At 35.6% G+C, this 25,645-nt stretch carries 25 protein-coding genes and 1 pseudogene; 12 read left to right on the top strand and 14 right to left on the bottom strand.

Annotated elements, in window-relative coordinates; translation table 11 throughout:
• Positions 1–67 precede the first annotated feature (67 nt).
• The 5 genes from ACFCYJ_RS01915 to ACFCYJ_RS01935 all read right to left on the bottom strand — a co-directional run bounded on the left by ACFCYJ_RS01915 (position 68) and on the right by ACFCYJ_RS01935 (position 6,484).
• On the bottom strand, positions 68–1,420 hold the full coding sequence (locus tag ACFCYJ_RS01915; protein WP_376069935.1) for a uracil-xanthine permease family protein: 1,353 nt from the start codon (positions 1,418–1,420) through the stop codon (positions 68–70).
• 40 nt (positions 1,421–1,460) lie between these two features.
• A complete protein-coding gene (gene guaD, locus ACFCYJ_RS01920) occupies positions 1,461–2,828 on the bottom strand; it encodes a guanine deaminase (RefSeq protein WP_376069938.1) in 1,368 nt (455 codons plus the stop codon).
• 477 nt (positions 2,829–3,305) lie between these two features.
• Positions 3,306–3,845: a PadR family transcriptional regulator gene (locus tag ACFCYJ_RS01925; RefSeq protein WP_370044303.1), complete on the bottom strand. Its 540-nt coding sequence runs from the start codon at positions 3,843–3,845 to the stop codon at positions 3,306–3,308.
• Positions 3,846–3,891: 46 nt separating this feature from the next.
• A complete protein-coding gene (locus tag ACFCYJ_RS01930) occupies positions 3,892–5,085 on the bottom strand; it encodes a YhgE/Pip domain-containing protein (RefSeq protein ID WP_376069941.1) in 1,194 nt (397 codons plus the stop codon).
• Between the two features lie 508 nt (positions 5,086–5,593).
• Positions 5,594–6,484, bottom strand: a complete 891-nt coding sequence (locus tag ACFCYJ_RS01935; protein ID WP_376069943.1) for a LysR family transcriptional regulator — start codon at positions 6,482–6,484, stop codon at positions 5,594–5,596.
• A 118-nt stretch (positions 6,485–6,602) separates the two neighbouring features.
• On the opposite strand from ACFCYJ_RS01935, the gene ACFCYJ_RS01940 reads away from it, so the two are divergent.
• The 3 genes from ACFCYJ_RS01940 to ACFCYJ_RS01950 all read left to right on the top strand — a co-directional run bounded on the left by ACFCYJ_RS01940 (position 6,603) and on the right by ACFCYJ_RS01950 (position 9,288).
• The gene (locus ACFCYJ_RS01940) at positions 6,603–7,805 is read left to right on the top strand and encodes a YbfB/YjiJ family MFS transporter (protein ID WP_376069946.1); all 1,203 of its coding nucleotides are present in this window, start codon (positions 6,603–6,605) and stop codon (positions 7,803–7,805) included.
• A gap of 186 nt (positions 7,806–7,991) precedes the next feature.
• Positions 7,992–8,753: a class I SAM-dependent methyltransferase gene (locus ACFCYJ_RS01945; protein ID WP_376069949.1), complete on the top strand. Its 762-nt coding sequence runs from the start codon at positions 7,992–7,994 to the stop codon at positions 8,751–8,753.
• 13 nt (positions 8,754–8,766) lie between these two features.
• Entirely contained in the window at positions 8,767–9,288 is a 522-nt protein-coding gene (locus ACFCYJ_RS01950) for a DUF6886 family protein (RefSeq protein ID WP_376069951.1), read from the top strand.
• A gap of 50 nt (positions 9,289–9,338) precedes the next feature.
• Here ACFCYJ_RS01950 and ACFCYJ_RS01955 read toward each other — a convergent pair whose 3' ends face one another.
• The gene (locus ACFCYJ_RS01955) at positions 9,339–9,818 is read right to left on the bottom strand and encodes an NUDIX hydrolase (protein WP_376069954.1); all 480 of its coding nucleotides are present in this window, start codon (positions 9,816–9,818) and stop codon (positions 9,339–9,341) included.
• Between the two features lie 232 nt (positions 9,819–10,050).
• Here ACFCYJ_RS01955 and ACFCYJ_RS01960 point away from each other — a divergent pair, with 232 nt between their 5' ends.
• Positions 10,051–10,509 (top strand): 2-thiouracil desulfurase family protein, encoded by a 459-nt coding sequence (locus ACFCYJ_RS01960; protein WP_376069956.1) that lies wholly within the window; start codon positions 10,051–10,053, stop codon positions 10,507–10,509.
• A gap of 266 nt (positions 10,510–10,775) precedes the next feature.
• On the opposite strand, the gene ACFCYJ_RS01965 is transcribed toward ACFCYJ_RS01960, so the two are convergent.
• Together ACFCYJ_RS01965 and ACFCYJ_RS01970 are read right to left on the bottom strand one after the other, a co-directional pair.
• Complete coding sequence (locus ACFCYJ_RS01965) at positions 10,776–11,144, bottom strand: hypothetical protein (RefSeq protein WP_376069958.1); 369 nt, start codon at positions 11,142–11,144, stop codon at positions 10,776–10,778.
• A gap of 353 nt (positions 11,145–11,497) precedes the next feature.
• Positions 11,498–12,109, bottom strand: a complete 612-nt coding sequence (locus ACFCYJ_RS01970; protein WP_376069960.1) for a hypothetical protein — start codon at positions 12,107–12,109, stop codon at positions 11,498–11,500.
• Between the two features lie 275 nt (positions 12,110–12,384).
• Here ACFCYJ_RS01970 and ACFCYJ_RS01975 point away from each other — a divergent pair, with 275 nt between their 5' ends.
• Positions 12,385–12,591: a hypothetical protein gene (locus ACFCYJ_RS01975; RefSeq protein ID WP_376069962.1), complete on the top strand. Its 207-nt coding sequence runs from the start codon at positions 12,385–12,387 to the stop codon at positions 12,589–12,591.
• A gap of 16 nt (positions 12,592–12,607) precedes the next feature.
• A complete protein-coding gene (locus ACFCYJ_RS01980) occupies positions 12,608–13,372 on the top strand; it encodes a DUF4184 family protein (RefSeq protein WP_376069965.1) in 765 nt (254 codons plus the stop codon).
• 174 nt (positions 13,373–13,546) lie between these two features.
• Here the strand turns inward: ACFCYJ_RS01980 and ACFCYJ_RS01985 are convergent, their stop codons facing one another.
• The 3 genes from ACFCYJ_RS01985 to ACFCYJ_RS01995 all read right to left on the bottom strand — a co-directional run bounded on the left by ACFCYJ_RS01985 (position 13,547) and on the right by ACFCYJ_RS01995 (position 15,798).
• On the bottom strand, positions 13,547–14,032 hold the full coding sequence (locus tag ACFCYJ_RS01985; RefSeq protein ID WP_376069967.1) for a DinB family protein: 486 nt from the start codon (positions 14,030–14,032) through the stop codon (positions 13,547–13,549).
• Positions 14,033–14,190: 158 nt separating this feature from the next.
• Positions 14,191–14,898 carry an ABC transporter permease gene (locus tag ACFCYJ_RS01990; protein ID WP_376069970.1) on the bottom strand — a complete coding sequence of 236 codons (708 nt, stop codon included), beginning with the start codon at positions 14,896–14,898 and terminating at the stop codon, positions 14,191–14,193.
• 21 nt (positions 14,899–14,919) lie between these two features.
• Positions 14,920–15,798, bottom strand: a complete 879-nt coding sequence (locus ACFCYJ_RS01995) for an ABC transporter ATP-binding protein (RefSeq protein WP_376069973.1) — start codon at positions 15,796–15,798, stop codon at positions 14,920–14,922.
• A gap of 639 nt (positions 15,799–16,437) precedes the next feature.
• On the opposite strand from ACFCYJ_RS01995, the gene ACFCYJ_RS02000 reads away from it, so the two are divergent.
• The 4 genes from ACFCYJ_RS02000 to ACFCYJ_RS02015 all read left to right on the top strand — a co-directional run bounded on the left by ACFCYJ_RS02000 (position 16,438) and on the right by ACFCYJ_RS02015 (position 19,366).
• Positions 16,438–17,646: an MFS transporter gene (locus ACFCYJ_RS02000; protein ID WP_376069976.1), complete on the top strand. Its 1,209-nt coding sequence runs from the start codon at positions 16,438–16,440 to the stop codon at positions 17,644–17,646.
• A gap of 250 nt (positions 17,647–17,896) precedes the next feature.
• A complete protein-coding gene (locus ACFCYJ_RS02005; protein ID WP_376069979.1) occupies positions 17,897–18,259 on the top strand; it encodes a DUF4181 domain-containing protein in 363 nt (120 codons plus the stop codon).
• Between the two features lie 190 nt (positions 18,260–18,449).
• Entirely contained in the window at positions 18,450–18,758 is a 309-nt protein-coding gene (locus ACFCYJ_RS02010; protein WP_376069982.1) for a hypothetical protein, read from the top strand.
• 272 nt (positions 18,759–19,030) lie between these two features.
• Positions 19,031–19,366 carry a VOC family protein gene (locus ACFCYJ_RS02015; protein WP_376069985.1) on the top strand — a complete coding sequence of 112 codons (336 nt, stop codon included), beginning with the start codon at positions 19,031–19,033 and terminating at the stop codon, positions 19,364–19,366.
• Positions 19,367–19,636: 270 nt separating this feature from the next.
• Here ACFCYJ_RS02015 and ACFCYJ_RS02020 read toward each other — a convergent pair whose 3' ends face one another.
• The 3 genes and pseudogenes from ACFCYJ_RS02020 to ACFCYJ_RS02030 form a co-directional block, all read right to left on the bottom strand.
• Positions 19,637–20,170, bottom strand: coding sequence for a hypothetical protein (locus ACFCYJ_RS02020; RefSeq protein WP_132358150.1), 534 nt, complete (start codon positions 20,168–20,170; stop codon positions 19,637–19,639).
• Between the two features lie 185 nt (positions 20,171–20,355).
• Positions 20,356–21,390 (bottom strand): annotated as a pseudogene (locus ACFCYJ_RS02025) (IS1595 family transposase).
• A 622-nt stretch (positions 21,391–22,012) separates the two neighbouring features.
• Positions 22,013–24,106: a beta strand repeat-containing protein gene (locus tag ACFCYJ_RS02030; RefSeq protein ID WP_376069988.1), complete on the bottom strand. Its 2,094-nt coding sequence runs from the start codon at positions 24,104–24,106 to the stop codon at positions 22,013–22,015.
• Between the two features lie 550 nt (positions 24,107–24,656).
• On the opposite strand from ACFCYJ_RS02030, the gene ACFCYJ_RS02035 reads away from it, so the two are divergent.
• Positions 24,657–24,944, top strand: a complete 288-nt coding sequence (locus ACFCYJ_RS02035) for a YolC/YozM family protein (protein ID WP_376069991.1) — start codon at positions 24,657–24,659, stop codon at positions 24,942–24,944.
• A gap of 409 nt (positions 24,945–25,353) precedes the next feature.
• Complete coding sequence (locus ACFCYJ_RS02040) at positions 25,354–25,569, top strand: magnetosome magnetite crystal formation protein family (protein WP_376069993.1); 216 nt, start codon at positions 25,354–25,356, stop codon at positions 25,567–25,569.
• Positions 25,570–25,645 lie beyond the last annotated feature (76 nt).

Consider the following 25,645-nt stretch of genomic DNA (forward strand, 5'->3'; position numbering starts at 1 on the left):
TATTTCGAATAAGAAAAATGCACAATCACCTAACCGAAGTAGGAGATTGTGCATTTGAGTTTAAAAGCTATTTCGCACTAGGTAATAATTTATTTAACAATATGGCTACTATAGCTGCTGTTGCTATTGGAGAGCCGAATAAGTATTGAACGGTTGTTGGTAATGAGTATAAAAAATCTTTAGGAAGTAATGTTAGGGCTAATGTTAAAATCACTGGTATTGCGATTACAAACATTTCCTTTTCACCAATGTTTTCATTTTTCATTACTTGTAAACCACTGATCGCAATAATGCCACAAACGATAACGAATACACCACCGATAACTGCTGAAGGAATGGCAGAAATAAGAGCAGCTAGTTTACCAGAGAAGCCGAATAAAATAAACCAAAAACCTGCAGCAATAAAAATACGACGACTTGCAATACCTGTGATCGATATAACACCTGCATTTGTTGAATAGCCAGTGACAGGGGTTGAACCTAGTAATGATGCGATGAAACAACCAATTCCTTCGCCAATCACACCGCGATTAATTTGTTTTTCAGTTAATGGTTTATCGATGACGTTACTCACTGCAAACCATGTACCTGTTGTTTCTGCCATTAAGACGATATAAATAATCACCATCGTAATGATAGCTGAAAAATTAAACGTGAAGCTGAAATCTACAAATGGAATTTGAGGCATACTAAACCATTTAGCTTGTGACACTGCTGATAAATCTAAAACACCCATACTATTTGCAGTAATACAACCTGCGATTAAAGCGATGATTACTGAAGTGATACGAAATACGCGGCCATTTTTATGAAAGACAGAACCTAGCATAACGCAAAGGATTAGAACGATAGCTGAAGTTAAAGCTAAATAGATGTTTTGGTTAATAGATGCACCTGCCGCATTAAAAATGTTATTACTTAAACCTACAGGCATTAATGAAAGACCGACTACAAAGATAATTGTCCCACCGACAATTGGCGGAATGAACGTTTTCACGATTTTATTGAATATACCTGTAAAACCTAAAAGAATAACTAAGATGGCGCCGACTAAACTTGCACCTAGCACAGTGCTCCAACCAAGATCTCCACTACCACTCGCTGCATAAATACCTACAATGGCACCGATTGGAACATATGAAGGACCTTGTGCGATCGGTAACTTCATGCAAAAGTGAGTTTGAATAATCGTTGCAATTCCGGCCGCAATGAAGGTCGATTGAATCAATGCGCTTGATTGACCTGATTGTAAACCGATTAACATGGCAATTAAGAAGGGCACTACATAGACATCCATCGCCATGACGTGCTGTAAACCGAGTAGGGCGGATTGACCGAGTGATACCTTTTCATCTGGTAAGACTGTTAACTGCTGAGTTTTCTTTTTATCGTTAGCTAATTTGTTATGTTGCGTTTCCACTAAGATGTACACCTCAAAATTGTTAATTTAGATTTTTTATTTATGCTCTAGCGTGAACCTTATTTCCTTGTACCCAAACTTCACGGATATTTTCAGGACGCACAAGATACATAATTTTTTGGAAGATATCCTGTAAATCTTCTTTGTTATTAAAAATAGGAAGTTTTGCAGAAGGTAGGCTAGTATCGATGATTTGTACATCCCATGTGTAGTTTTCTTGTAATCGACCAATGGGTAGGCTTAAGCTTTCTCCGCCACCTGCTGTTGCTAAATAAAATGCTTCATTAATCGTAATACGTGAATTTGAGACACCACGTTTTTCAGCAGAAAGAGATGTATCGACACCGTCTTCTAGCATTCTAGATGACATGACTGCTTGTCTAGCATTATCGAATAGGCTAGGTGAGAAGCCACCAGAAATATCTGACCCTAATCCGATATCAACGCCTTTTGCATGGAAGCGGGCAATTGGAATGACACTATTTGCAAAATAAGCATTAGAAATTGGACAATGACCAATCGCTGTACCTGTTTCAGCAAATAGCTGTGCATCATCATCATTTAAGAAATTGCAATGTGCCATTACAGATTTATCGCCTAATAGACCAAAATCATGTAAGGCAAAGGCATCATTTTTCTTAAATCGTTCCTTTACGTAACCATGCTCCCAATCGCTTTCACTACAATGTGACTGGATATGTGTATCGTATTTAGCAGCTAATTCTCCCAAGCCTTTTAGTGCATCGTCTGTACAGCTTGGTATAAAGCGTGGTGTTACAACTGGATAAACACCTTGTTTCGTTGATTTGGCTAATTCCTTCACAGCTAAAATAAATTCTTCTGTATCTTTTAGTGCAGTCTGAGTATTTGCATCTCGATAATAGTCTGGATTTTGTTCAGGATCATCCATCACAACTTTCCCGACTAGACCTCGTTGACCTTTCTCAGCACAAATTTTCGCTAATAGCAGGCTTGCTTCTTTATGGACAGTTGCAAAATAGAGCGATGTAGTAGTTCCATTGGCAAGTAGAGTACTTACTAAATCGTCATAGACCTCTTGTGCAAACTCTAAATCGGAGAATTTGGATTCGATAGGGAAGGTGTATGTGTTCAGCCAGTCATAAAGTGGAATATCTAGTGCAGTTCCAGCTTGTGCCCATTGTGGTGCATGTACATGCAAATCGACAAAGCCTGGGAAGAAATATTGTCCATCAGCTAATTGATGAAAATTTTCTTGTTGCTGATATGTAGTTAGTAGATTTTGATAATCTGCATGCTCAGGAGCTACTGTTTTCTCAATCATCCCATCAGCATTAATGAAGAATAAATAATCCTTTAAAATTTGTACTTCAGTAGGAGACTTACTTGAAAAAGCTGTACCTTTGAAAATTAACGTATATTCAGTCATAAAAACCACCTTAATGTTCGTGTATTGATGAATGTATGGATTATTATAGGTCGTTAAAACTGTTTTGTCTATAAAAAAACGAATATTAGTGGGGATGATGTAGATTTTCCGAGCAGATTTCACTATTTTTTTACAGCTTATACAAGCATTGAGATAAATCATCGCTAAAAGTTAGGATGATATTTGTAAGACGTATGTCATGTAGTTGATTGGAGTGAAAACGTTAGCGAAGCTGTCACTTTTGAAAAAAGATTGATTAAAATTTAATGGCAATTCTCAGTTTCCTGATTAAATAAAACCTCGTATTTTGAACAAGTTTGATCAAAATCGAGGTTTTCTCTGTCTGTCTCTATTTATTTTTATAATAAAGATTGATTATTTTATTCTGGAACGCAGCGGCTTTTCACATTAGTTCAATATAAAAAAAAATCCAGTTTTCTCAAAAATAATGAAAACTGGATTTTCAATTATTATGGATTAAATTTCTTCTTGTTTAATCTGTTTAATTAACTCCTCTAGCCAATAAATCTTGTGTTCTACTTTAGTTGAAAAATAATCTGCCATAAATTTTACAAATTTCTCGTTGTTTTCGTCTATCATAATCTGACTGTCAAATTGTGAAACTTCATTCCAACGATTCGTAATAGTTTTTAATTTTTTTTCTAATATTTCTGCTACCTTATTACGATCAACATATTTGATGTTTGCTAAAGCTATTACCATTTCAGTAATATCATCGGCATTTTCAAACAACTTGTAGATTAATTTAGGCAGTTCTTCACGCCCTTTATCCGTAATCGCAAATACTTGTTTATCAGGTCGATGTTCTTCTTTAATGATTTCAGTTGCCTCTATTAAACCTTTTTTTGCTAATGACTCAAAATGGTAGTAAAGTTTGCTTTCTGTTAAACCACTTAGTTCATCCAATGGAATTGGCTCTGAAAGCTGTTTTTTCAATTTATATGGATAATTATTATTCTCCATCAGCTTACTTAATATAAAAATTTGAATAGACATTCTTTCTGCTCCTTAAAGTAGAATTTGTCTTCTTATTATAGCAAAACTAAGATGTAACTTCAGCTACACTTTGTACCTTATGCATCGTTTCTTCTGCTTCCTCTGCTTCTAACGGCAGTGGTTTATGGATGAAAGTAACGATAAGAATATTAATGACCATTGCAATTGCCCCAACCGCAACCATTGACCAGATATATGGACTTGGACTAATGCTTCCATAAAGATTTGCATAGTATCCCTGTACTGAATAATACATTGGGGAAATATGGCTCATCCACTCATATAGCTTATACATCATTTGACGTGACATTGTAGCACCATTTGCTAATGTTTGGATTAATAGAATCGGTAAGTTTAAAACCATTCCGCCTTCACCAACTAAGAATATTAAAACTGCTGTGAAGTTGAAACATACCATATAGTTTAGTATTTGTTGTCCTACTATACTGAAGAATAGGCTACCACTTGGCTCATTAATTAAGTAGGCTATCCCTGTACCAGCTAGTGAGGATACCACTGCAATCACTAAAGCAGTCAATTGTACATAAGTGAATAAACGTTTTTTACTTGCTTTTTTACGGCTTGCTCTAAAGGCAGATACCAATTGCATCGCCCCAATCATTGCACCAGTATAACCAGCCATCGTTAAGAACATTGGTAGCATATTATTATTCATACCTGCTGATATTTTGTTGATTGTAATTACGTTTCCTTCATAAGTTGTTTCAATCTTTTTCGCTAATTCAGCGGCTTGATCTTTTGGAACATTAAAATTCATTAACACACCTTGAGCTGTTTGTTGTGAGAATTGCGTGCTTAACTGATTGTTAATTTCCGTAACTACTGATTTCATCGTAGAAGAAACAGTAGTTGCTCCTGCTTCATTAATTGTAAAGTCGATTTTGGATGATGTTTCTCCTTTTTGGATATCCGCAGAGAACGTTTCTGGAATGTGTACAACTAACGCTAAATCATTCTTCTCTAAATCTTCTAAGGCTTTTTTATTTGTTATATCTGTCTCAATATTTTTAAACGGTAAATTTTTTTCTAATTGGTTGGCGATCTTTTCCCCATATTCACCTGCATCATCATTGACAATAGCAATTGGCAATTTGTCCACATTTCCTGGAATGGCTGAATAACCAGGTAAAAAAATGCCTAGCATTGCGATAGCATAGAAAATTCCCATAAAAATAGCAGCTATTGCACCTTTTGTTTTTAAGAACTGAGTAAATTTCATATATTTGTATCCTTTCTTCACTAGCTATTTGTTTTTACTTTAAATGAAGTGCCTCAATTAAAATACTTGATTTTAAGTACTTTAATTAAAGTGCTTTGTTCAAAGTGCTAATTCAGTTTATGCTATTCTTTTTATAAAGTCAATGAGAATTCATAAACAAAAATAACTCCTTAGAAATTAATCTAAGGAGTTTCTACCCATTTATTAAGCTAAGCTGCTGCGTTAGTTTAAGTACATTTTTTTCTAGTGACATAAATATCTATCCAATAAAAAATCATCTCTTAACTAAGAATTTTCTAGAGGGAAGATGATTTTAATCAATCTTTATTTCAGAAGCGGATCATCGAACGCCCCCAGAAAAGCGCCCAGTCGGAACGGGAATCAACCTCCCACGTTATGGTGGTCAGATAATGAGAGATAGCGGATTACAATTTTTGTAAATGAAAAAACTACACATTATTCGTTATTGCTCAAATTTTGTATAGTTCAAACTTTTGAAAAGCGATTGTTATGAAATTGAGTCATTGATGATGTTAATAAAAGTATTAAAGGTCGTAGAGTTATTTTGTTCATTTTTTCTTGTACAAAGATAAATAGGACGCTGGATATCGATATCTTTTATAAAAACTCGTGCTACTTGTTGTCGTTGAATAAAGCTAGAAGCTGCTATAGATGGAGCTAGCATCGTTCCATACCCAGCTGCAATGGCGTAAATGGATTCATTGATACCGTCCAGTTGTAGCCCTACACTTGGTGGTGGAATTTTATGAACTTTACATAAAGCGTTTAAATATTCTTTCGTAGAGCTACCATCTTCTCGTGAAACAAATGGCTGCTGCATTAATTCCGCTAATGTCACTTTCTGACCTGCCAGCGGATGACCAAATGGGACGATAAACCAATAATCGAGATTCATGAGAAATTGATAATTAATATCTGGATGATGACCATCCTCTTTTACGATAAAAGCCATATCAACCTTATAGTGAAGCAATTCTTCAATAACCTGCTGGGAATTAGCTGTTTTTATGTGGATATTAGTTGCCGGATAGGCTTGTTTATACTTTGCAAGCCATTTCGGTAGTAAGAAATGGGATGGAACATGGGTGGAAGCAATTTGTAATTCTTCATTACCTGTATTTTTTAATTGCTCCAGTTTGTTTTCAATATCCAATTCTAAATCAAATAATCGCTGGGCCTGTTTAAATAAAAATTCTCCGTTTTGTGTTAAAGTAATTCCTCTACCTTTTGATTCTAAAAGAGTTAAGCCTAGTTCTTTTTCCAGATTTCTCATTTGAATGGTTACGGCAGGTTGACTAATCATTAGAGCTTGCGCGGCCTTCGAAACACTATTGAGTTCGGCTACTTTTGTAAATAATCTAAGAGCATGTAAATTCATTATGTATTCCACCTCTTATAAAAAATTTTTATCCTTTTATATAAATTATATATTAGATTTATTAATTTTCACTCTGTATCCTTTTAATTACAAGAAGATTTTAGGGGGTGGGGACAAGATGAATCGACAGCACATCGGAATTTTATTTGGTGGGGTGCTATTACTTGTAGTGGCTATGGGGATTAGCCGCTTTGCATTCACGCCAATTTTGCCATTTATGCGTCATGATGTCGGATTTTCGTTTGAAGTTGCAGGATTTTTGGCATCGAGTAATTATATTGGCTATTTCATTGGTGCATTGTGGGCAGGATTTATCAATCGCCAAAAGAAGAACTTTTTATTGTTAAGTGTTGTCTTGAATGTCCTTTCTGTTGTTCTTATGGGAATCATTGAAATATATAGTGTTTGGCTTGTACTTCGTCTGATTGCGGGCATTACAGGGGGGCTTATTTTTGTATTAACATGTAGTATTATTATGGATTATTTAGCAAAGCATTCACTTACACGATGGTCAGGCTATTTATTTGGTGGTATCGGATTAGGAATTGCTATTTCAGGTTTATTAGTCCCTGCTATTGAAGCACGTTTTGCTTGGCAAGGTACATGGATAGGCTTAGGGATTTTATCTGCAGTTTTTTTAGTAATAACATTTATACTTTGGAGAGGCTTGCATGTACAAGATAGTGTGAAAACCGAGAAATCCTCTGATGCAAAAATGACAAAGGGCTTTATGCCATGGTTGATCGTCGCATATGGCTTTGAAGGGTTAGGCTATATTATCACCGGCACTTTTTTAGTGGATATCATTCACAATATTCCTTCACTACAAGCATACTCTTCGTATAGCTGGGTCATTGTAGGGGTAGCGGCCATCCCGTCAGCACCTGTTTGGACTGTTTTATTAGAAAAATTCTCTGCCATCAAAATTTTATTTGTCGCCTATGTATTGCAAGTAATAGGCATCTTGTTACCGGTATTTTCACAAACAGTATGGAGCGTATTGTTATCGTCATTTTTATTCGGCTTAACATTTGTAGGCATTGTGACGTTAACGACCTCTTATGCACGTCAGCTATTCCCAACGCAAAGCGGTCCAGTTGTATCATTGTTAACAACGTTTTATGCATTTGGACAAATTATCGGACCAATCATCGCGGGTCAGCTTGTGGCGGTATATAGTAGCTACAAGGCGGCGCTTGTATTTGCAGGAGTCATTGTATTCTTTGCATTGATTGTCATGGTATTTGGAAGATGGATCACTGTTAAACGACAGGCCACTTTAGACAATGCTTTACCTATCAAAACGCAATCTAGCCCTTAAATAAGAAAAGCCAGAAATTCGTTTGGGAATTTCTGGCTTATGTTTTCACTTAAAGATGGCGTGCCTCAATCTAAATGATATAAAAAAATAAAATATAAGTCTATATCTTTTTGAGGGTATATGAAAAAATAGTAATGTGCACAAGGGACGTAACGTTATGATTCTATACAGAGATGAGGGAATTGTATGGCAAGAACGGTACCGACAGAAGAGGCGATTAAACGCTGGGATCAACATGCAGAAAGATTTACAGCAAACTACGATGAACATGGTGGCATACACCGTGAAGTATTATTAAATCCAGCCATTTTTTCATTATTAGAAGAGGTGAAAGGAAAAAGACTACTAGATGCAGGGTGCGGAGAAGGCTATTTAAGTAGAATACTTGCTCAAAAAGGGGCTATTGTCACAGCAGTTGATTATTCAGAAAAGATGCTAGAAATTGCTAGAGAAAGAACACATGAGGAAGTTCCGATACAATATAAACATGGAAATTGCGAAGAACTAGATTTTTTAGCAGATGAACAGTTCGATTGTATTGTTTCCAATATGGTCCTTCAAGATCTAGAGGATTATAAGGCAGCTTTGAGTGAAATGTATCGTCTTTTAAAACCTAAAAGTACTTTCATCTTTTCTATTCTCCACCCATGCTTTATTACGCCGAATAGTGGATGGATAAGAAATGAACGGCTTGACCAACAGTATTGGAAGGTTCAGCGTTATTTTTATGAAGGGGTATATGATCAAAAGCTTCCGCTAGATTCCGATGAAAAAATTGTATTTTATCACCGAACATTAGCGAGCTATATGAAAGCAATTATTCAAGCAGGCTTTTCTATAGAGGACGTTATCGAACCGATGCCTTCAAAAGAGATGCTAATAAAGTATCCACAATTCGAGGAAGATTTGCATTGTGCAGATTTTATCGTATTTAAATTAAGGAAATAAAGGAGCGGAGCATGTGCGTATATTTCATGTGAGTGAGGAAAGCGATATTACCGTATTCCATCCACGATTACCTGATCGACTAGATCTAGATCCAGAAAAAGGTCTAGTATGGGCAATTAACGATACATGTTTGCCTAATTTTTTAACTCCTAGAAATTGTCCACGAGTTTGCTACCATATTGGTACCAATACAACCGAACAGGATAAACGAGCCTATATAGCATCAGCATCATGTTCACATGTTGTCGTAATTGAAAGCAAGTGGTTTGAGACGATGAAAAATACGAAACTATACTTATATGAGTTTGATAGTAATGGATTTACGCTACAAGATAAAAATGCTGGTTATTATACGAGTGAAACACCCCAATATCCTATTGCTAAATTTGAAGTAGAAAATTTATTTGAGGAAATGTTTAAACGTAATGTTGAATTACGGGTAGTCGATAGGCTGTGGAACATCTATGATGAAATTCAAAAAACAACATTGAATTGGTCGATGTGCAGAATGCGATTTGCGCAACCAAGAAAATAATTAGCCAAGCCTCGTAAACACTACTGTCGCGTTTACGAGGCTTGTTATATTTAGACAGTAAGTACTAATGGGGTACTCGTTATATCAATCAATTTACTATCTTTATATGTAAATATGTATTCATAATTGACTGTTTCATCTAGCATTTTTGGTAAGTAATATTTTAAATCTGCTATTCCTACATTTTTAGGATGGAAAATCCATGATAGATCTTTCCAATCTAAAATGCCCTCTGCAACTTTAATCGGTGTCACATAATGATAGGATTCTGGCAATTCAGCAATAAAAGCATACATACAGCCAAAGTCGGTCATTCCATCCGTCCATGTTATTTTTCCTTTGAAAGTAATATCATGCAGTACAATGCCCGTTTCTTCCTTAATTTCTCGTAATGCACCAACCAGTGGAGTTTCATTTTCCTCAATCTTTCCACCTACACCGTTCCAAGCCCCCATCCACTCTGGAAAATCCCTATTTAGCAATAATATTTGGTCACCCTTTTTAAGAAAACAAATTGTAAATTCAACCAAGTCTTGTTCCTCCTTTTTAAATGATAAAATGAATTCATAAAATAAATATAGATAATAAAATAGTAGCATAAATTAGTGGAATGGTTGTCTTACTAATAAACGGTTTTAAAATAATGTTACTCATTAAAAAGAGAATGGAGTAGGTCAAAGAAGTAACTTATGTCAGTTGACAGACTTTATTAATGAGCTAAAGTTGTACTTAAACGATATGTCTAAAAAATGAGGTGCACATATGATATTAATAAGTTCTTGCTTAGCAGGGTTAAAGGTACGATATAATGGGACAGATAGTTTAGATGAAAGAATTCAACGGCTAGTGCTAGAAAATAAGGCGGTAACTGTATGCCCTGAACTCATGGGAGGTTTTTCGACGCCTCGTGAGCCCGCTGAAATTGTTGGGGGAGATGGTGAAGACGTTTTGGATGGGAAAGCGATAGTGGTGGAAAAGTCTGGCCGTGAAGTAACGGAGCTATATCTAAAGGGAGCATATGCAACATTACAGAAAGCACTCGAACTAAGTGCTACTACGGTAATTTTAAAAGAATATAGTCCATCTTGTGGCAGTGCAATGATTTACAATGGAGATTTCAATGGTACAAAATTAGTTGGTGTAGGCGCAACTACTGCATTGCTAAGAAGAAATAATATTGGTGTTTTTTCTGAAGAAGATTTTTTCACAGATATTAAATAATTTAATCATTGTAAGAGAGGAATTGGTGCCATGAAATCGAATGAAAAAAATTTCATCAAGCGATTGAAACGACAGAATGAAATCGTTTGTTTTATACCCTCACCTGTTCTTCGCTATAAATTTTCGCTCTGTTTTATGCTAATTTTCTTAAAGAGCTCCCAGACGAATCGAGCTAGGGAATCTACCCGTCAACTCGATGTAAAATACGTCTGAGAGCTCGTTTAATTTTAAAAAACTCCTGTTAAAGAGGTTTACCACCAGTTAACTTATTGAAATTCTAGAAAGTTTGGTTCCTCAGGATAGTATAGATCCTTGCGTAAGCAGACATCCCGATGTGTGAGGATTTCGCCTTTAAATCGAATCCAAATTTCATCATCTGCCATGACACCATGTGTTTTCCTCACGATGCCCCAGCGATTATAGGCTTGCATATCCAGTGAAGCCAGTAATTCTTTTGCGTTGACCCGAGTAGGGGGGAAGGTTCGCCATTTTAGCCAACGTTCCAGTTCTTCTAAAGTAATATGCCCCTCCATCGTCGGCGAAAATTGCTTGTTAAAATCTTCAATATAGTTAATGACATATGGTGTGCCACCATCAGTCGGTTTTAACTCAACATTTGCAATAATGTCATCCATCCACATCACGTCAAAAGTCATGTAATCAATCAATAGCTTCACTTCTTTCTATGAATAAATGTTTCAAAACTGGATTACGCAACTGTGAAAGTAATACGTCTTTAGCACGTCCAAAATCGTACGGTGATTGATCGATTGTCGCTACTAATTTCTCCTTATCAATAAAAGGTGGTCCTTCGTAAAGAGCAAGTTGTTTTGTGAAAGATGAATTCAGTGGTTTTGCCTTTACTTTTCTCTTTAACTTCTTTCAGCTGGTGTCCAAACACCCGCTGAAAGAAGTTAAAGCCTCCGGCGGATGTCACGGAATCGAAAAGGAGTTCTTTGTGCAAGCACAAAGCCGATTCCGGACGCAATTATGCCGAGGCATAATTGATAATTGTTAAAGGTTTGCCAGGTGGATAGTCTTTTTCATCAGATAATAGGCTAAGCCCGTTATCGAAAATAGGCGCTAGCTCCCAAGTCTTTTCTTTTGGATCGTATAAAAATAAAATATTATTTGTATGCCGATCTTCATTTAGAATAAGGGCATCAAAAGCGAATAGTTGTGCAATCTGATAATGTACAACGAGTCCTGTATACTGCTCAACCTGCGCCATTAATTGCTCGAATTTTTCTTTAGTAGACAGTGTTTTGTTATTTGTAATAGGGTCAGTAGAGCTGAAATTTGCTTCAAACAAGCGCTCAAGTGTCACTTCCTGTTTTGTACCACGAAAGTCGAGTGAATAGCAGCCTTCAAATTGTTCACCGTCAGCCAACTGAATGATACATGGCTGATAGACGACATATTTAGAGCGATCAATAGTTGAGCATTCAAGCATGAGGGAAGCTAATACTTCTGCTTGCCCCTCATAACCTCGTGTATTTTGTTTGACCCACTTATTGCCGATACGCCATTTCGATTGATCGCCTTTACTTGAGGTACTAATAATATTTTCAGCATCGATAGGAATATGAATTGTTTCCATGTAACCCCATCCAATCTAGTTTGAATTTCTTCTATTATATAGTGTTATCATCATTTAACGCACGAAAAATTGCCCAACCAGGGGATTTATTATAAGGTCCTTATTAAATTATTAATAAATTCTTACAACACAAAAATTAATGATGGAATCAGCAGACCTTTTCATTTCTAAGTAACTTTTAGAAATGAAGAACGTTGTAATAAATATATTGATCAATTATGCCTCGGCATAATTGCGTCCGGAATCGGCTTTGTTCTTAGGCCTGCAGGTCTTTTTTGCGCGAAAGCGTAGCGGCAGATGTTTTTTGTGCGAAAGCGAAGCGTCAGCAAAAGGGTTTTATCTGCGCGAAAGCAAAGCGTCAGCGGCAACAACACGAGGGCCGACACGATGTCGGTCATTTCGGTAATGCCACAGGACGTGGCGTTCTTAGACCGAGTTCCTATATTTCAGCGGGTGTCCAAACACCCGCTGAAAGAAGTTAAATAGAAGGGAGATACTATGCCATTAACATTTGCTCATCCTGCGGCAGTATTACCTTTTACCAGAAAAAGTAGATATATTAATTTTTCCGCAATGGTTTTAGGTAGTATGGCTCCTGACTTTGAATATTTTTTACGAGGCCAACCAATAGGGGAAATAGGACATACCTTCACAGGTTTTTTTCTATTCAATCTCCCTTTAGTATTAATGATTTACTTTATTTATCATCAAATTATACGTTTGAATGTAATCCACCATTTACCTAACTTTCTACAGGATACATCTAGCTACAAGGTGGTGGGAAGTAAAAAATGGAAGGTAGTTATTTTTTGTTACTCAGCATTATTTGGAATGTTAACTCATGTAGTATGGGATTCTTTTACACATACAAATGGATTTATGGTAAGGAATTTCCCAACTCTGACCTATACCTTCAATCTGTATGGCTATCAAATACCCATTTATAAATTTTTGCAACACGGTAGTACACTTTTGGGGATTTCACTAATTATCGGTTATATGTATTACAGAGCATCATTAAATAAGAATAAAGATACTCCGAAAATTGGCGCTAATAAGAAACTCTATTTTGGGGCTTTAATATTTATTTTAACGCTACTATATGTATGTCTTTGGTGCATGATCGATAGGGTATCGATTAGCAGCTATGGAATAATGGTTGTACGTATCATAGATTCATTTTTTGGAAGTATACTAACCATTTCATTAGCTTTAACATATCATCAAAACAAATCAGATGATCGTAATAATAAATTGCAATAGGTCCTTTTTTATCCGGCATTAACTGCCATAGAATACCGATTGATGGAGACAAATAACGAGTAGGGGACGATAAAAACCCCACTGATTATAATTTCTCTCTATATAACAGAGGGATTAATATAAAGACAAAAATAAGCTTTGGATATAAGATGATGTCCATACTCTTTCATAAAATTATAATGTTTTCACTTGCTCAATCTTTAATCCGAAAATTTGAGGCGGTTCAATCTTGTTCATTTGTAAATATGAAGAGATTTGCCCACGATGATGGATTTCATGTTCGGGAATGGACATAAGTATTCTCCAAGCACTAACTTCATGACCATGAAGGGTTAAAACCTTATTTGACAACACATCATTGCCAATTTTCAATAAACCCTTTGTTAATTTAACTTGGCATGACTCTAGATAATTTGAAATATCCTCAAGAGAAGCCCACTTCCTAGTATCATGTCCTGCATACGTCCACGAACCATGTTCAAATATACCAAGAAACATCAAACGAGCTGATGCAATATGTCGCAATAAATCACCTATAGAAAATTTATCTTCAGAAGGTTTCCAATCTAAAAGTTCTTCAGGTATTACCTTCACATATTGCATCGTTCGTTTATGAACACCCTCTAAATAATTTATATATTCCTCAATGTCATGAATCATGTCTTCACTCTCCGAATTTTTTCTGACTTCCATTGTTTATATTCTTAATTTTTTGAAATTATTCTCTTGGAAATTTAAATAATAGGAAGGATTAATGTAAATATTGTTCCTTCATTTTGCTTACTTTTAAGAGAATTGAATGTTCCTTCTTAAGAAATTTATCTCCTTTTTCTATTCGAAAGGAGGAAGAACAACATGATGACGATGGCCGAATAGGCGAAAATCCAAGTAAATTGCCAATAAAAACTGTTAGGAATTGATTTAATAGAGTCTTCTGAGCCCATCATTTCCAATGAAAGACGGACAGGGGGAAGTAACCAAATAAGCCCTTTGATCTGAAGAATGGTCTCTTTTAAAGTAGCAATCACGACAGACACAATTAAGATGCCAAGTACACCCCACCAAGTATTTTGCTTGTTTTTAACGAGTTCTCTCGTAAATATTGCTGAAAGTGCAATCGCTAGTACAGATAAACTAAAATGTGAGAGGAATCCTAGTAATTGATGTATCAATCTTGGTTTTTCTCCAAAGGCGCCAATAAGAGTAGGGTAGGCTACTGATACAAAGCTTAAGAATAAACCAATGAGTACACAAAGAATAAAAATTCCTAAATTATAGTGTGTTCGACTTTTGGCATGAAGTGTTGTCATTACTTTTTGTCCTTCATCTTCCGCGTGAAATAGTGTAATTGTAAACCATCCCATTAGAAAAAATAGAATGATAGCTGTAAATGAATAACTATCTAATATTGGATTTGGTACAAAAGTATAATTAACAACAAGACATAATATGAAAATTGAAAAAGGTGGAACATATTGATAGGTTCTTAAATAATTGATAAATTGATAACGTAATAAACTAGTCATATTGGCGTCTATTCTTCCTCATTAAAAATGGGTATAGAATTGTTCCTCCTTTTCATTGATCGGGATTAATTGTTTAATTGAGGTTTTTTTGTGTAGTAGCTCTAATAATACTCGGTCTGTTTCCTCTGCATTAATAATGGTGATGACCTCATAACAACCGTTGTCTAAAAGATTTTGCTGTTGAATTTCAAGAATAGATAGCATGTCATCTAATAAATTCACGCTTGAAATCTCAAAAATTAATTTATTTTTCAATGTATGACTCTTATGTAATGAATCAGTTTGATTGACTTTGTTATTTTGAATAACAAGAACAGTATCAACAAGATGTTGCAGTAATTTTGTTTCGTGACATGTTAAAACGATACTTAACCCTTTGGCCTTTAATATCGAAAGGGTTTCTTCTAAATCACTTTGGGCTTTAGGATCAAGTCCTGATAATGGCTCATCTAAGATTAGTAGATCAGTGTCTTCAAGCATTGCCTGCATAATCATAACCTTTTGCTTCATACCTTTAGAAAAGTTAACAATCCGAATGTTTCGAGCTTCCTGTAAATGAAATAATTCAAGTAACTCATTTATTTTTTGCTGTAATTGTTTTTTGGACATACCTCGAATACTACCCATATGATAAAGATATTCTTCAGGCGTAAATAAAATATGTGAAGGGGTCACTTCTGGCACATAGCCAATTTTTAAAGATTGTCGATGTTTTACAATAGAACCACTATCTGCATCAACTAATTCCGCAATGATTTTTAGAAGGGTACTTTTACCGGACCCATTTTTTCCTACTAGAGCTATAATTTGATTGGCACAAATAGAAAATGTAGCATTCTCTATAATTTTCTTACCTCTATACTGTTTAGAAATGTTCTGTATTTCCATAATCGTATTCATCTTTACACACCTTTATTATTAGGCTTTTTATTGTAAGTCATTTACGTTTTTTCTATAACATACAATTTTTAAATATTAACTGTAAAATTAGTATAGATGAATATTAATTCTATTGCTAATAGAAAGTTAGTGTAATTTTCCATTTTTGGGTAGTTTGTGACCTATTAGCATAACGTGAGGTTGATTTCCGTTCCGGCTGGGCGCTTTGTTGTTGCCGCTTCGCTTTTTATAATCAAAGTGTAAATATGGGGTTATGAGGATGAATAATGAACTCCCATGAAAGAACTTAATCATCTTTCATTTTCTGTGTTGAAGTGTTGATTTTTGGCGCTTCATGGATGGCTAACGGGGCAGGTTAGCGGAAGTAGGATTCTTTTATTTTTATGGAGCATATACTGAATAAAAAAATAAAAGAATCGTAAGGAAAATAATATATGGATACTAATTACTATGGAAGTGTAATATTTTGAAAAACAATGCTATAATTCATGTAAATATTTCTTGATGATACAAAACTTGTGATAAATCTACATCCCCCAGATTTGTCCGATATATGATAGGAGTTGAATTTTAATGAATAGTCCAATCTAATATTCCCCTATTAAGCCAAAATTCGAATGAAATATTGGGGGATATATAATGAAATTGAATAGAAATTTTTCTTTATTACTATTGGGTCAGTCACTCGCTAATATAGGCGATGTATTATATATAGTCAGTGTTATAAGTACAATTTTTGTATTAACAGGTTCTACATTTGCAGCATCGTTTGTGCCATTTACGATTGCTTCTTCTATGTTTATATCCAGTCTGCTGACACCTCTTCTGGTTGAGAAATTAAATCTTAAATGGTTACTTGCTGGGTCACAAATTGTAAAAACGATTTTACTCTTTATTCTAGGATTTATGTTAATTGGTTTAACAGCAGCTAATTATTATTTTATCTTTTTAATAATAGGATTGATTGCCTTTTTTGACGGTTGTGCAAATCCAATAAGACAGACATTGACTCCATACTATGTTAAACCTGAACATCTAATTCAAGCTAATGGAATTTCAGAAACTATTACGCAGGTCATAGAAGCAGGTATGTGGTTCGTAGGAAGTTCATTGCTAATTATTATGAGTTCTCAACAACTTATTTGGTTAGTTGGATGTTTATTTGTAATTGCAAGCATATTACTTTGCTTTTTAGAAAGTGTAATCTATGAAACAACCGATTTAAAAGGGAAACTAGAAAAGATTAAAGAGGGTTGGAAAACTTTATCTAATACTCCAGTATTAAGAAGGATTGCTTGGATAGAATTTTTGGAAACAATTGCAGCAACGGTTTGGATAGCGGCTATTTTATATGTGTTTGTCAACGATGCTTTGAACGTTGATGAAAAATGGTGGGGATTTATCAATGGAGCTAACTTTTTAGGTCTGATTTTAGGAAGTGCTTATTGTATTAAATTTTCTTCTTTTGTTGAAAAGAAATTAGGAACCTTTATTTTTGTCGGTTCATTCGCAAGTTTCTTATTCACAATATTATTTAGCCTAAACAGTATTCCTATGATTTCCTTACTTTTATCGCTCTGTGTAGGGCTTTTTGGACAAATTAAAAAAATTCCTCAACAAACGGTTATACAAACTAGTGTGTCAAAAGAACAGTTGTCAACTGTTTATACCTCATTAGGTGCTATCGGAACTGGGATTTTTGGCGTTGGCTCTCTTATTATGGGACTATTAGCTGATTTGTTAGGAATTAGAATTGTATTCGTTATTTCGGGACTATTACTTGCAATAGTAAGTGCAATTGCCCATGAAAATAAGCAATTGTTTGTTAGAAATGTTATGGAACAATAAAATTAAAAATGAAGGATTTTATTAGCTACAATGTCCTTTGTTTTTTAATGACTGTGTGATAGTTTGTGAAGTAGGACCATCAATTTTGATGGTCTTTTTTATTGAACTTATTGTACTAACGGGGGTTTTACTTCAATAAGGAGTAGAGCCTTTTTCTACTTAAACTAAAGGAGCAGGTTAATGCAATAAGGTGACTCGGAAAAATTGTGTTGTGATAAAAGGTACAATGGCATAATCAGGGGTATATATTGTGCAAATTTTATTATTTATCGTTGTTATTACAATTTTAATTTTCATATTAGAAAAAGTACTAGATAAATTATTTGGTATAGAAAAGAAAAAGATTTCGGATACATCTGCTAAAAATATTAACCGATGGGGGCGAGGTGTTCTTTTAGTTATCTTTTTATGTATGCTTCCATTTCTTTATACAAATGAAACGAATATTAAATGGTATTGGATGTTCTATATTACTTTTTTATTGGATTTTCAGGCTATTTTAGAGTGGAAGTACTTAAAGGATTCTAAACAATATATTAAAACAATAATTTTCTTGATTTTATATGAAATAATGATGTTTAATATTGATTATCTTTTTTCATTCTTTAACTAAGATTAGTTTGAGATGAGGCTGTGGCATAGTGTACTTCAACTAACGAATGCGTTTGCTTGAAGATTATTGAGCTGCCTAAACAGCTCTTTTTGCTTATTAAGCTAACGGAGCAGGTTAGTGCAAGAAGGAATATTAAAGTATAACGTTGAATTAAGTTTAGAAAATTTGAAATTGGAAGTGACTATCTAAAATGCAAGAAGTATTAAAAAGTTTTATGAACGATCCGTGGTGGTTGATTTCAAAAAGTATGTCAGAATCCTTTAATGAGGAATTGGAGAAAGAACTTTCACCAAAACACATTCTCTTCGGAAAAGAAGCTGTAGCAGTGGCTAGAAGAGAAGATAAGGATGATGTTATTTTTTGGATTAAAAAACCAAATAAATATGCAGTGGTTCATTTAACATATTCTAAAGAAACTTCAAGCGAATTCCCTATTACATCATTATTTACATTGAGTGAGTTAGAAGAATACTGTAAAAGTGTTTCAAAATTTTATTAAACAAAAAGGTGCATTATTGGAAAATTATTGAGTTGCTTATGCAGCTCTTTTTTTCTTTATTGAACTAACGAAGCAGAATAGTTGAAGAAGGATGAATTTCCAAACAAGAAGGAAAGATTATAATAAGCATTGAATTTGAATTTATATAGGGGTGAGAGTGATTACTGCATCTCTATATCAGGAGGTTGTTAGGTATGTCGAGAGAATTATGGTTGAACCTGCCAGTGCGAGAACCAAAACGAGCAAAGGAGTTTTACTAGCTCGGTTTTCGGTTGAATGAGCAGTATGTGAGTCAAGAAGGCTCATTCAGTTTGATTGTCGGAGACAATCAGGTTGTTTTGATGATCTTCCCGGAATCCGCGTTCCGCGGTTTTGCTGGTAATGCGGTTGCAGATTCGTGGCAGGGCACTGAAGTGTTATTCTCTCTGGGGGCGAACTCCAGGGATGAAGTTGATGAGTTCGCCTTGAAAACTGAACGTGCCGGCGGCACCGTATTCAGCAAGCCGGGTGAAAAGGGTGGCTGGATGTACGGCTGCGGTTTTGAAGATCCGGACGGTCATCGGTGGAACGCGTTGTATATGGATATAAGCAAAATGCCGCAAGGCTGAAAATCCGATTTGCCATTTCGTGACGAGTGTTTAAACAGAAAGTCAAATAAAGTTACTTAACTTCCGGGTGCGATTGTTTAATAAAGGCTGTTTACTCAAAGAGTGTTGCTGTTAAAACTAAAAGACAGATTTAATCTACAAAATGTGTAGGATAAGTCTGACTTTTCGGTTTGATATTTCGTGAATCGAAAATTTAACGAAAGCTCTGGTTAGTTGAAGAAAAAACATTCATTATTTTTAAAATATTTTACTTACTTCTATGTAAAATAACTATTTTCCTCGTGGCCAAATGAAATATGAAATAGATATGATAAAATCAATTCCCAGTACTAAAGACCATACTTTTAGTGTTTCAAAAAGTTTAGAGCTACGGTCCGCATCATTTACTAGGTATATCAATATTAATAAAAATCCTGCTCCGATGATATATGCAAATAAATGCTGAAAAGACCCTTTCAAAGAATTACGAGCATATGCAAAACCAGTCTTTTTTTCAGGTTTTGTTCCCTCTTTTTTTATGTAGTATAAGAACCTTTCATCAGCCCAACGAACGATACTCTTTCCAAAAGCAATCGACACACCTAAATAGATAGCAGCAATTGCGTGAGACGTAGTTGCATTTCCACCCTTTAATAGATCTATAGCAGTTACGATTAACAGAAACAAATCAATCACGGGTGTTAGAAGTAAAAAGAACGATCCCATTTTTTTAAAGTTATATACATAACGTAAAGTTAGACCGAGTATTATAACAATCCAAAAACCAATTTCTGCTGCAATAATTGACCAAGTAATAAAATTCAATTAACCACCCCACACTTTTACTTACAAAAAATCTAGTAGTATAAAAACACACGCTTATATATTGTATATTATATTATAAGGAGAAACAATAAAAAAATTCCACATTTTATAAAATTAACCATATTAATTCAGCGAAAACCTCTTTTTGCTTCGCTAATTGAATAACAGTAAACCACTGAATCCGCTTAAAAAGCATCTGATAAATGGTGCTCTTTGCCTTTTCTTATTGCTTCAATTGTGAAATAGTTAGATTTTTGACAAGTTGAAATAAGCATTTGCTCTACCCGATTTTCAAATGCCAAGTTTTTATGTAACTCAAGCCAACGATACCACTAAAGGTAACTATCCAAATAATACGTACCAACGCCCTGAAATCGTTCCATCCATCCTTTCAAACGGCGATGGAAGTTATTAACGTGTTGTATATGGAATATCCCTTTTTTTACTCGTTGATTTTGATTAAGATTAACTGTTTCGTGTTTAAGATTTTTTGCTGCTGCAAATTTTTTATAATTGGTAGCGGTATCCGTGCATAACAAAGAAGAATGGGCTATATAATCCCCGACAACCCCATTAATTTCTTCTGCTTTTACACGACCTCTACCTGCCATCCTCGCAATAATATTGTTATTTCGATCTTGTGCTACAACTACAGCAATTTTCTGATTTGAAATCCCTCGTTTTTCATCCTTTTCTCCTCGTTTTTTTGGTTTACGATGTGTAAATCTACGACCTTTTAAAGATTCACGAAAGAAAGTCTCATCACTTTCAATGATGCCAGATAATTGGTTGAAGCCGTGACTTCCTAAAGCGTTTAAAATCTTATGTCTCCAATAAAAAGCGGTAGATATATGAATTTTTAAAGAGTCTGAAATCTTCGGTAATGTAACACCGTTTATCATCATTTTAATGTATTCAATCCATTTTTCCGGATAACGCGAACCTGAAAAAGGCGTATTTGTCATATCATTAAATGTTTTTCCACAATCCTTACATAAATATCTTTGTCTAGAACGATATTTACCATTACGTTTTACGGCAGTACTTCCACAATGAAGACAACCTAAACCAGACGAAAAGCGAGACTCCTTGATCTTAGGAAGTAATTCTTCCATTTTATTTTCTTCTTTTGGATATAGATCTTGTTTCATTGCCTTAAATAAGGCTAGTTGATCTGCTTTTCCTAATTCTCCGACTGCTTCATATACATATCTCCACATTATTGAACGCCTCCTGAAAATGCATTATATTCAACCATATTCAGTATTTTCAAGAGAGCAACAATCAAAACAGCCTTAATAAAAGCAATCGCACCCTATTAAGTTTGTGAAGAAATGTACTTAAAGTAACGGGGTGCTTTAGTTAAATATTCGATTTACAAAATATCAAACATAAAAACAGAGTTGATTCTACACATTTTGTAGATTAACACTGTTTTTATGTTTTAACAGCAACAATCTTTTAGAAAATAGCTTAAAATAAAGTTTGATAATTTGTAAAAAAGTTCGCACCACTCCTCAAGTGGAGTGACTTTTAAGTTAATATACAACTTCAAATATTATTAAAAAAGTGAACAACTAAACAAAATTAAATAGATACAAAAGATTTTAAACACTTCCGATAGTTTATATAACGGTAATAAACAAGCGTTTTAACAATAGGGTAAATTGAAATAAAACTGAAAAACTTCTATATTAATAAATGCTTCAATAGAAAATCCATTTATTACAGCGGAATAGTTCCGGATTCGGCTTTGTGCTTTGACCTGCAGGAGGGTAGACACGATGTCGGTCATTTCGGTAAAGCCACAAGACGTGGCGCTTTTTACCGATGACAGGTCAGTTAGCAGTTATCGCAATCAATGCGAATGCCTTTACAGCAGGCGTTAACAGACCTACGTGTTATCGTGAATATAGGTGTTGTTGCGTAAGTGAATGTAACGACGTAATCTGCCTCAGGATTGATTAATTGTATTGTTTGTGCGGGCTGGTCTGGAGGGAACAATGTCCATAGCGTACCATTGATGTCCGTAAACGTTTCAAACGGCGGAATGATTACCGTGGCGCCAATAAAACTGTTAATAATGGTTGAATGTATCACATGGGCGGGGTTATTGAACTCTACAAAGTTTACTGTTACGATTTTCACCGGCTTAACATAGTTGATGTCGTAATTGTTATAAGCATTTAGAAAAGACCATACCAACGGTGGCGGCGTCTGATTTGGGATGAAAGTGCTGAAATGCTCTGTAAATATATGCGTCTTATATATATCGCTGTCACCCCCGCTTGTGATAGCCCAATACGCATATGTTTGCGCAAGGTTTCCACTGAATATAACGGAGGCAAATACCGTTACATTGGCGAGCTCATCCGTAAATATACCTCCGCCGTCCCCACCGGCGGTATTATTTGTTATTTCAGCGCCGGCGATTGAAACGAGCGAACCCATGGCAATGATGCCGCCGCCATCCGTTAATGCGGTGTTATTCGTAATTATGCCGCCGGTTATCGTTAAGGTAGGTGTGAATCCTGGAACGGCGCCCATGGAGATGCCACCGCCAAAATTTGCTGTATTATTTTCAATCGTCCCGCCCGTAATGGTAACAGTTGAGATGGGAGTGAATGTCGGAAAAGTCCAAATTGCTCCGCCGTAGCTTAAAGATGAGTTGCCGCTGAAGGTCGCATTCGCATTTACCGTAAGGGTCGACGCAAAAAGCGCAATCCCTCCGCCGCCACGGGTAGCATTTTGGGGATCCCCGTTGCTGTTTGCGTGGTTATTGATAACTCTTGCGTTTCCTTCGATGGTAACGGAAGAGCCGGAAAATGCATCAATGCCGCCACCTTCAAGGCCCGCCTGGTTTCCGCTTACCTCAGCGATCCCTGTAAGGACAAGGATAGAGCCATCATTTACAAAAATCCCGCCTCCTCCTGTTCCCGCCGTGTTTCCGGTCACCTGGCCGTCGCTCAGGGTAAGGGTGGAACCACTGGAGAAGTAAATGCCACCGCCTTGATTTGAGCCGGCTATAACACTGACTGCCTTATTTTCAGTAATTAAGCAGTTTGTAATTGAAAATTCGCCTAGAACACCCTGTACCCTAATACCTCCGCCGAAATTTCTTATACTGTTGCCAATTATTGTGCTGTTCATGATAACAAGCGCATTTGCATTGCTACCCAAAGATTGTGGCATTGAATAGATGCCGCCGCCATTGCCGTCGGCCGAATTGTTGCTTATTTCACTGTTTTGAATTGTAACGATGGTGTCAAACGCGTTTATACCTCCTGCGTCACCGAAAGCCACCACGGTAGAATTAGCGGTGATTATTCCTCCGTTAATGGTAAGGGTGGAACCCAGACTGTTCCCTCCCGCTATTGTGGTAATACCGCCACCGCTGTTGTTCGCACGGTTGCCTGTTATTTCCCCACCGTTCATCACGATGTCACAGTCAGCACCAAAGACACCGGCACCACTACCAGCAAAACAGTTTTCTATGAGCGCGGCGTTCATGATCAGACTGCTTCTACTAATATTGCCCTGAACCAGGATGCCGCCACCGTTGCCACTACTCCTGCAATTGGTAATTGTGCTGCCATCAAGCGTTAGGGAACAATTGGAACCGAAAATTAATATACCTCCGCCCGTCCCTCCGCCATCAAGGATGATACCTACACCTACATTCATCGACACTCCGGTTAAACTGCCGTTTGTTAACGTTGAAAAGTGACGAAAGCTTCCTCCACTTGTAATCGCAAGTGTAACACTACTACTGCCGCTGCTATTGATCAGGTTAATTGTGATATTTTTTTGTATCAAAACAACACTACTGAAATTGATATCATTTATAATAAAAAAATTGAATACATCTCCGTCTTGTGCGCTCACTAATGCTGTTGTGATATCAGTAAAGTTGAAAACATTAACATCTACAATCATATATATATATATCCCCTTTATATTGCTTTTTATAAAATAACCTTATTAAAATTATATGCCAGAGTGGAAAAACGTGGCTGGGTTAAGGGGACGGTTCTTGTCGTTGGGGTTGGAACAAGGGGCTCTAGCGATTTACTTTGTATAATCCGCCTTGGGGTACAATGTCCCTCCGGAAATTAACTTCTCTTATTAAGCTAATGGGTGCTTTACTTAAAGATGGGATTCCATAGAGATCCCATCTTTTTCTAATTCAACTCCCATGAAAGAACTTAATCATCTTTCATTTTCTGTGGTGAAGTGTTGATTTTTGGCGCTTCATGGATGGCTAACGGGGCAGTTTAGTTGAACAAATGTTATAACATTCTTCCATATAATTAGTCTTAATGACTAGTAGGTAAGAAGGAGTGATGTTCTTTTTATTAATTTTTAGAACTAACAGAGCGGGTTTATGATAGATAGCAACTTTAATTAGAAACACCGAAATCTATATTGAAATGAAAATTTATTTACGACGCAAGATTGTGATAAACAAATGATGGAGGAGAAAAAAATGGGTGTTAAAAGAAAATTTGGAGCACTAATTTTAACGAGTGTTATTGTAATGTCTGTGGTATTTTTGTACGCACAACAAAAGCCATATAATACAGAGCAAGTTATAGACTCATTGTGGGATAAATATGAAGTACAAAGCACTCAAATTGGTGTTACTGATCCGGTTATATCGATAGATGTATATGATAAGAATGATATACCTGAAGTTGAAAAGTATTTAAAAGCCAAATTGTCTAAAGATGATTTAGAACATTATGAAATCGAGGTATTTTCTCGGTGGTCGTGAATTCTTTAGTGAGACCACAATAAATCATTTTCCAAAATCAGGCGCGATTTTGGAATTAGCGTAGCTGGTTTATATTCGACTAACGGGGAGCGTTAATTAAAGATTATTGAGTTGCATAGGCAGCTCATTTTTTTTTTGAACTCCCATGAAAGAACTTAATCATCTTTCATTTTCTGTGGTGTAGCGCTGGTTTTTGCGCTACATGGATGGCTAACGAGGCAGAATAACTCAATAAGCTATATTGATGATTCTCCAATGTAGAGATAGTATTACTGAAAATTTTAACTAAGGAATTTTAAATTAAATAAACTTTTGTACTTGAATCTCTAGTAGCGTCACCTTTTATGATGAATTTAGTTACCAAAAATAAAGCGGTAGCCAATAATTTATGCCATTGGAGGTAGGACGATTGAAAAAGGAAAGTTTATTAACCAGAGTGCTAGCAAGTTTAATGCATTTATTCTCACTTTTATTAACTTTTATTTTACCAATATTAGTATACTTGGTATCAAAGGGTAGGAATGATTATTTTGCCAATCACGCAAAAGAAGGGATGAATCTTCATTTTACTTTTTTTCCGATTTTACTAATATTAACTTTTGTATCTGATGATTTGTCAAATTAAGTGCAACAATTGCTCATTAAAAGCCTCGTTTGCAGTTTTCCAACCAAGACATTTTCTTGGTCGGTTGTTGATATAG

The sequence above is a fragment of the Lysinibacillus sp. NPDC056232 genome, assembly GCF_042267565.1.
Classification (GTDB): domain Bacteria; phylum Bacillota; class Bacilli; order Bacillales_A; family Planococcaceae; genus Lysinibacillus.

Bases quoted from the DNA above. Each gene is read 5' to 3' on its own strand.
- guaD (WP_376069938.1), bottom strand. From the start codon at position 2,828: ATGACTGAATATACGTTAATTTTCAAAGGTACAGCTTTTTCAAGTAAG.
- ACFCYJ_RS01925 (WP_370044303.1), bottom strand. From the start codon at position 3,845: ATGTCTATTCAAATTTTTATATTAAGTAAGCTGATGGAGAATAATAAT.
- ACFCYJ_RS01930 (WP_376069941.1), bottom strand. From the start codon at position 5,085: ATGAAATTTACTCAGTTCTTAAAAACAAAAGGTGCAATAGCTGCTATT.
- ACFCYJ_RS01935 (WP_376069943.1), bottom strand. From the start codon at position 6,484: ATGAATTTACATGCTCTTAGATTATTTACAAAAGTAGCCGAACTCAAT.
- ACFCYJ_RS01940 (WP_376069946.1), top strand. From the start codon at position 6,603: ATGAATCGACAGCACATCGGAATTTTATTTGGTGGGGTGCTATTACTT.
- ACFCYJ_RS01945 (WP_376069949.1), top strand. From the start codon at position 7,992: ATGGCAAGAACGGTACCGACAGAAGAGGCGATTAAACGCTGGGATCAA.
- ACFCYJ_RS01960 (WP_376069956.1), top strand. From the start codon at position 10,051: ATGATATTAATAAGTTCTTGCTTAGCAGGGTTAAAGGTACGATATAAT.
- ACFCYJ_RS01965 (WP_376069958.1), bottom strand. From the start codon at position 11,144: ATGGATGACATTATTGCAAATGTTGAGTTAAAACCGACTGATGGTGGC.
- ACFCYJ_RS01970 (WP_376069960.1), bottom strand. From the start codon at position 12,109: ATGGAAACAATTCATATTCCTATCGATGCTGAAAATATTATTAGTACC.
- ACFCYJ_RS01980 (WP_376069965.1), top strand. From the start codon at position 12,608: ATGCCATTAACATTTGCTCATCCTGCGGCAGTATTACCTTTTACCAGA.
- ACFCYJ_RS01985 (WP_376069967.1), bottom strand. From the start codon at position 14,032: ATGATTCATGACATTGAGGAATATATAAATTATTTAGAGGGTGTTCAT.
- ACFCYJ_RS01990 (WP_376069970.1), bottom strand. From the start codon at position 14,898: ATGACTAGTTTATTACGTTATCAATTTATCAATTATTTAAGAACCTAT.
- ACFCYJ_RS01995 (WP_376069973.1), bottom strand. From the start codon at position 15,798: ATGAATACGATTATGGAAATACAGAACATTTCTAAACAGTATAGAGGT.
- ACFCYJ_RS02000 (WP_376069976.1), top strand. From the start codon at position 16,438: ATGAAATTGAATAGAAATTTTTCTTTATTACTATTGGGTCAGTCACTC.
- ACFCYJ_RS02010 (WP_376069982.1), top strand. From the start codon at position 18,450: ATGCAAGAAGTATTAAAAAGTTTTATGAACGATCCGTGGTGGTTGATT.
- ACFCYJ_RS02030 (WP_376069988.1), bottom strand. From the start codon at position 24,106: ATGATTGTAGATGTTAATGTTTTCAACTTTACTGATATCACAACAGCA.
- ACFCYJ_RS02035 (WP_376069991.1), top strand. From the start codon at position 24,657: ATGGGTGTTAAAAGAAAATTTGGAGCACTAATTTTAACGAGTGTTATT.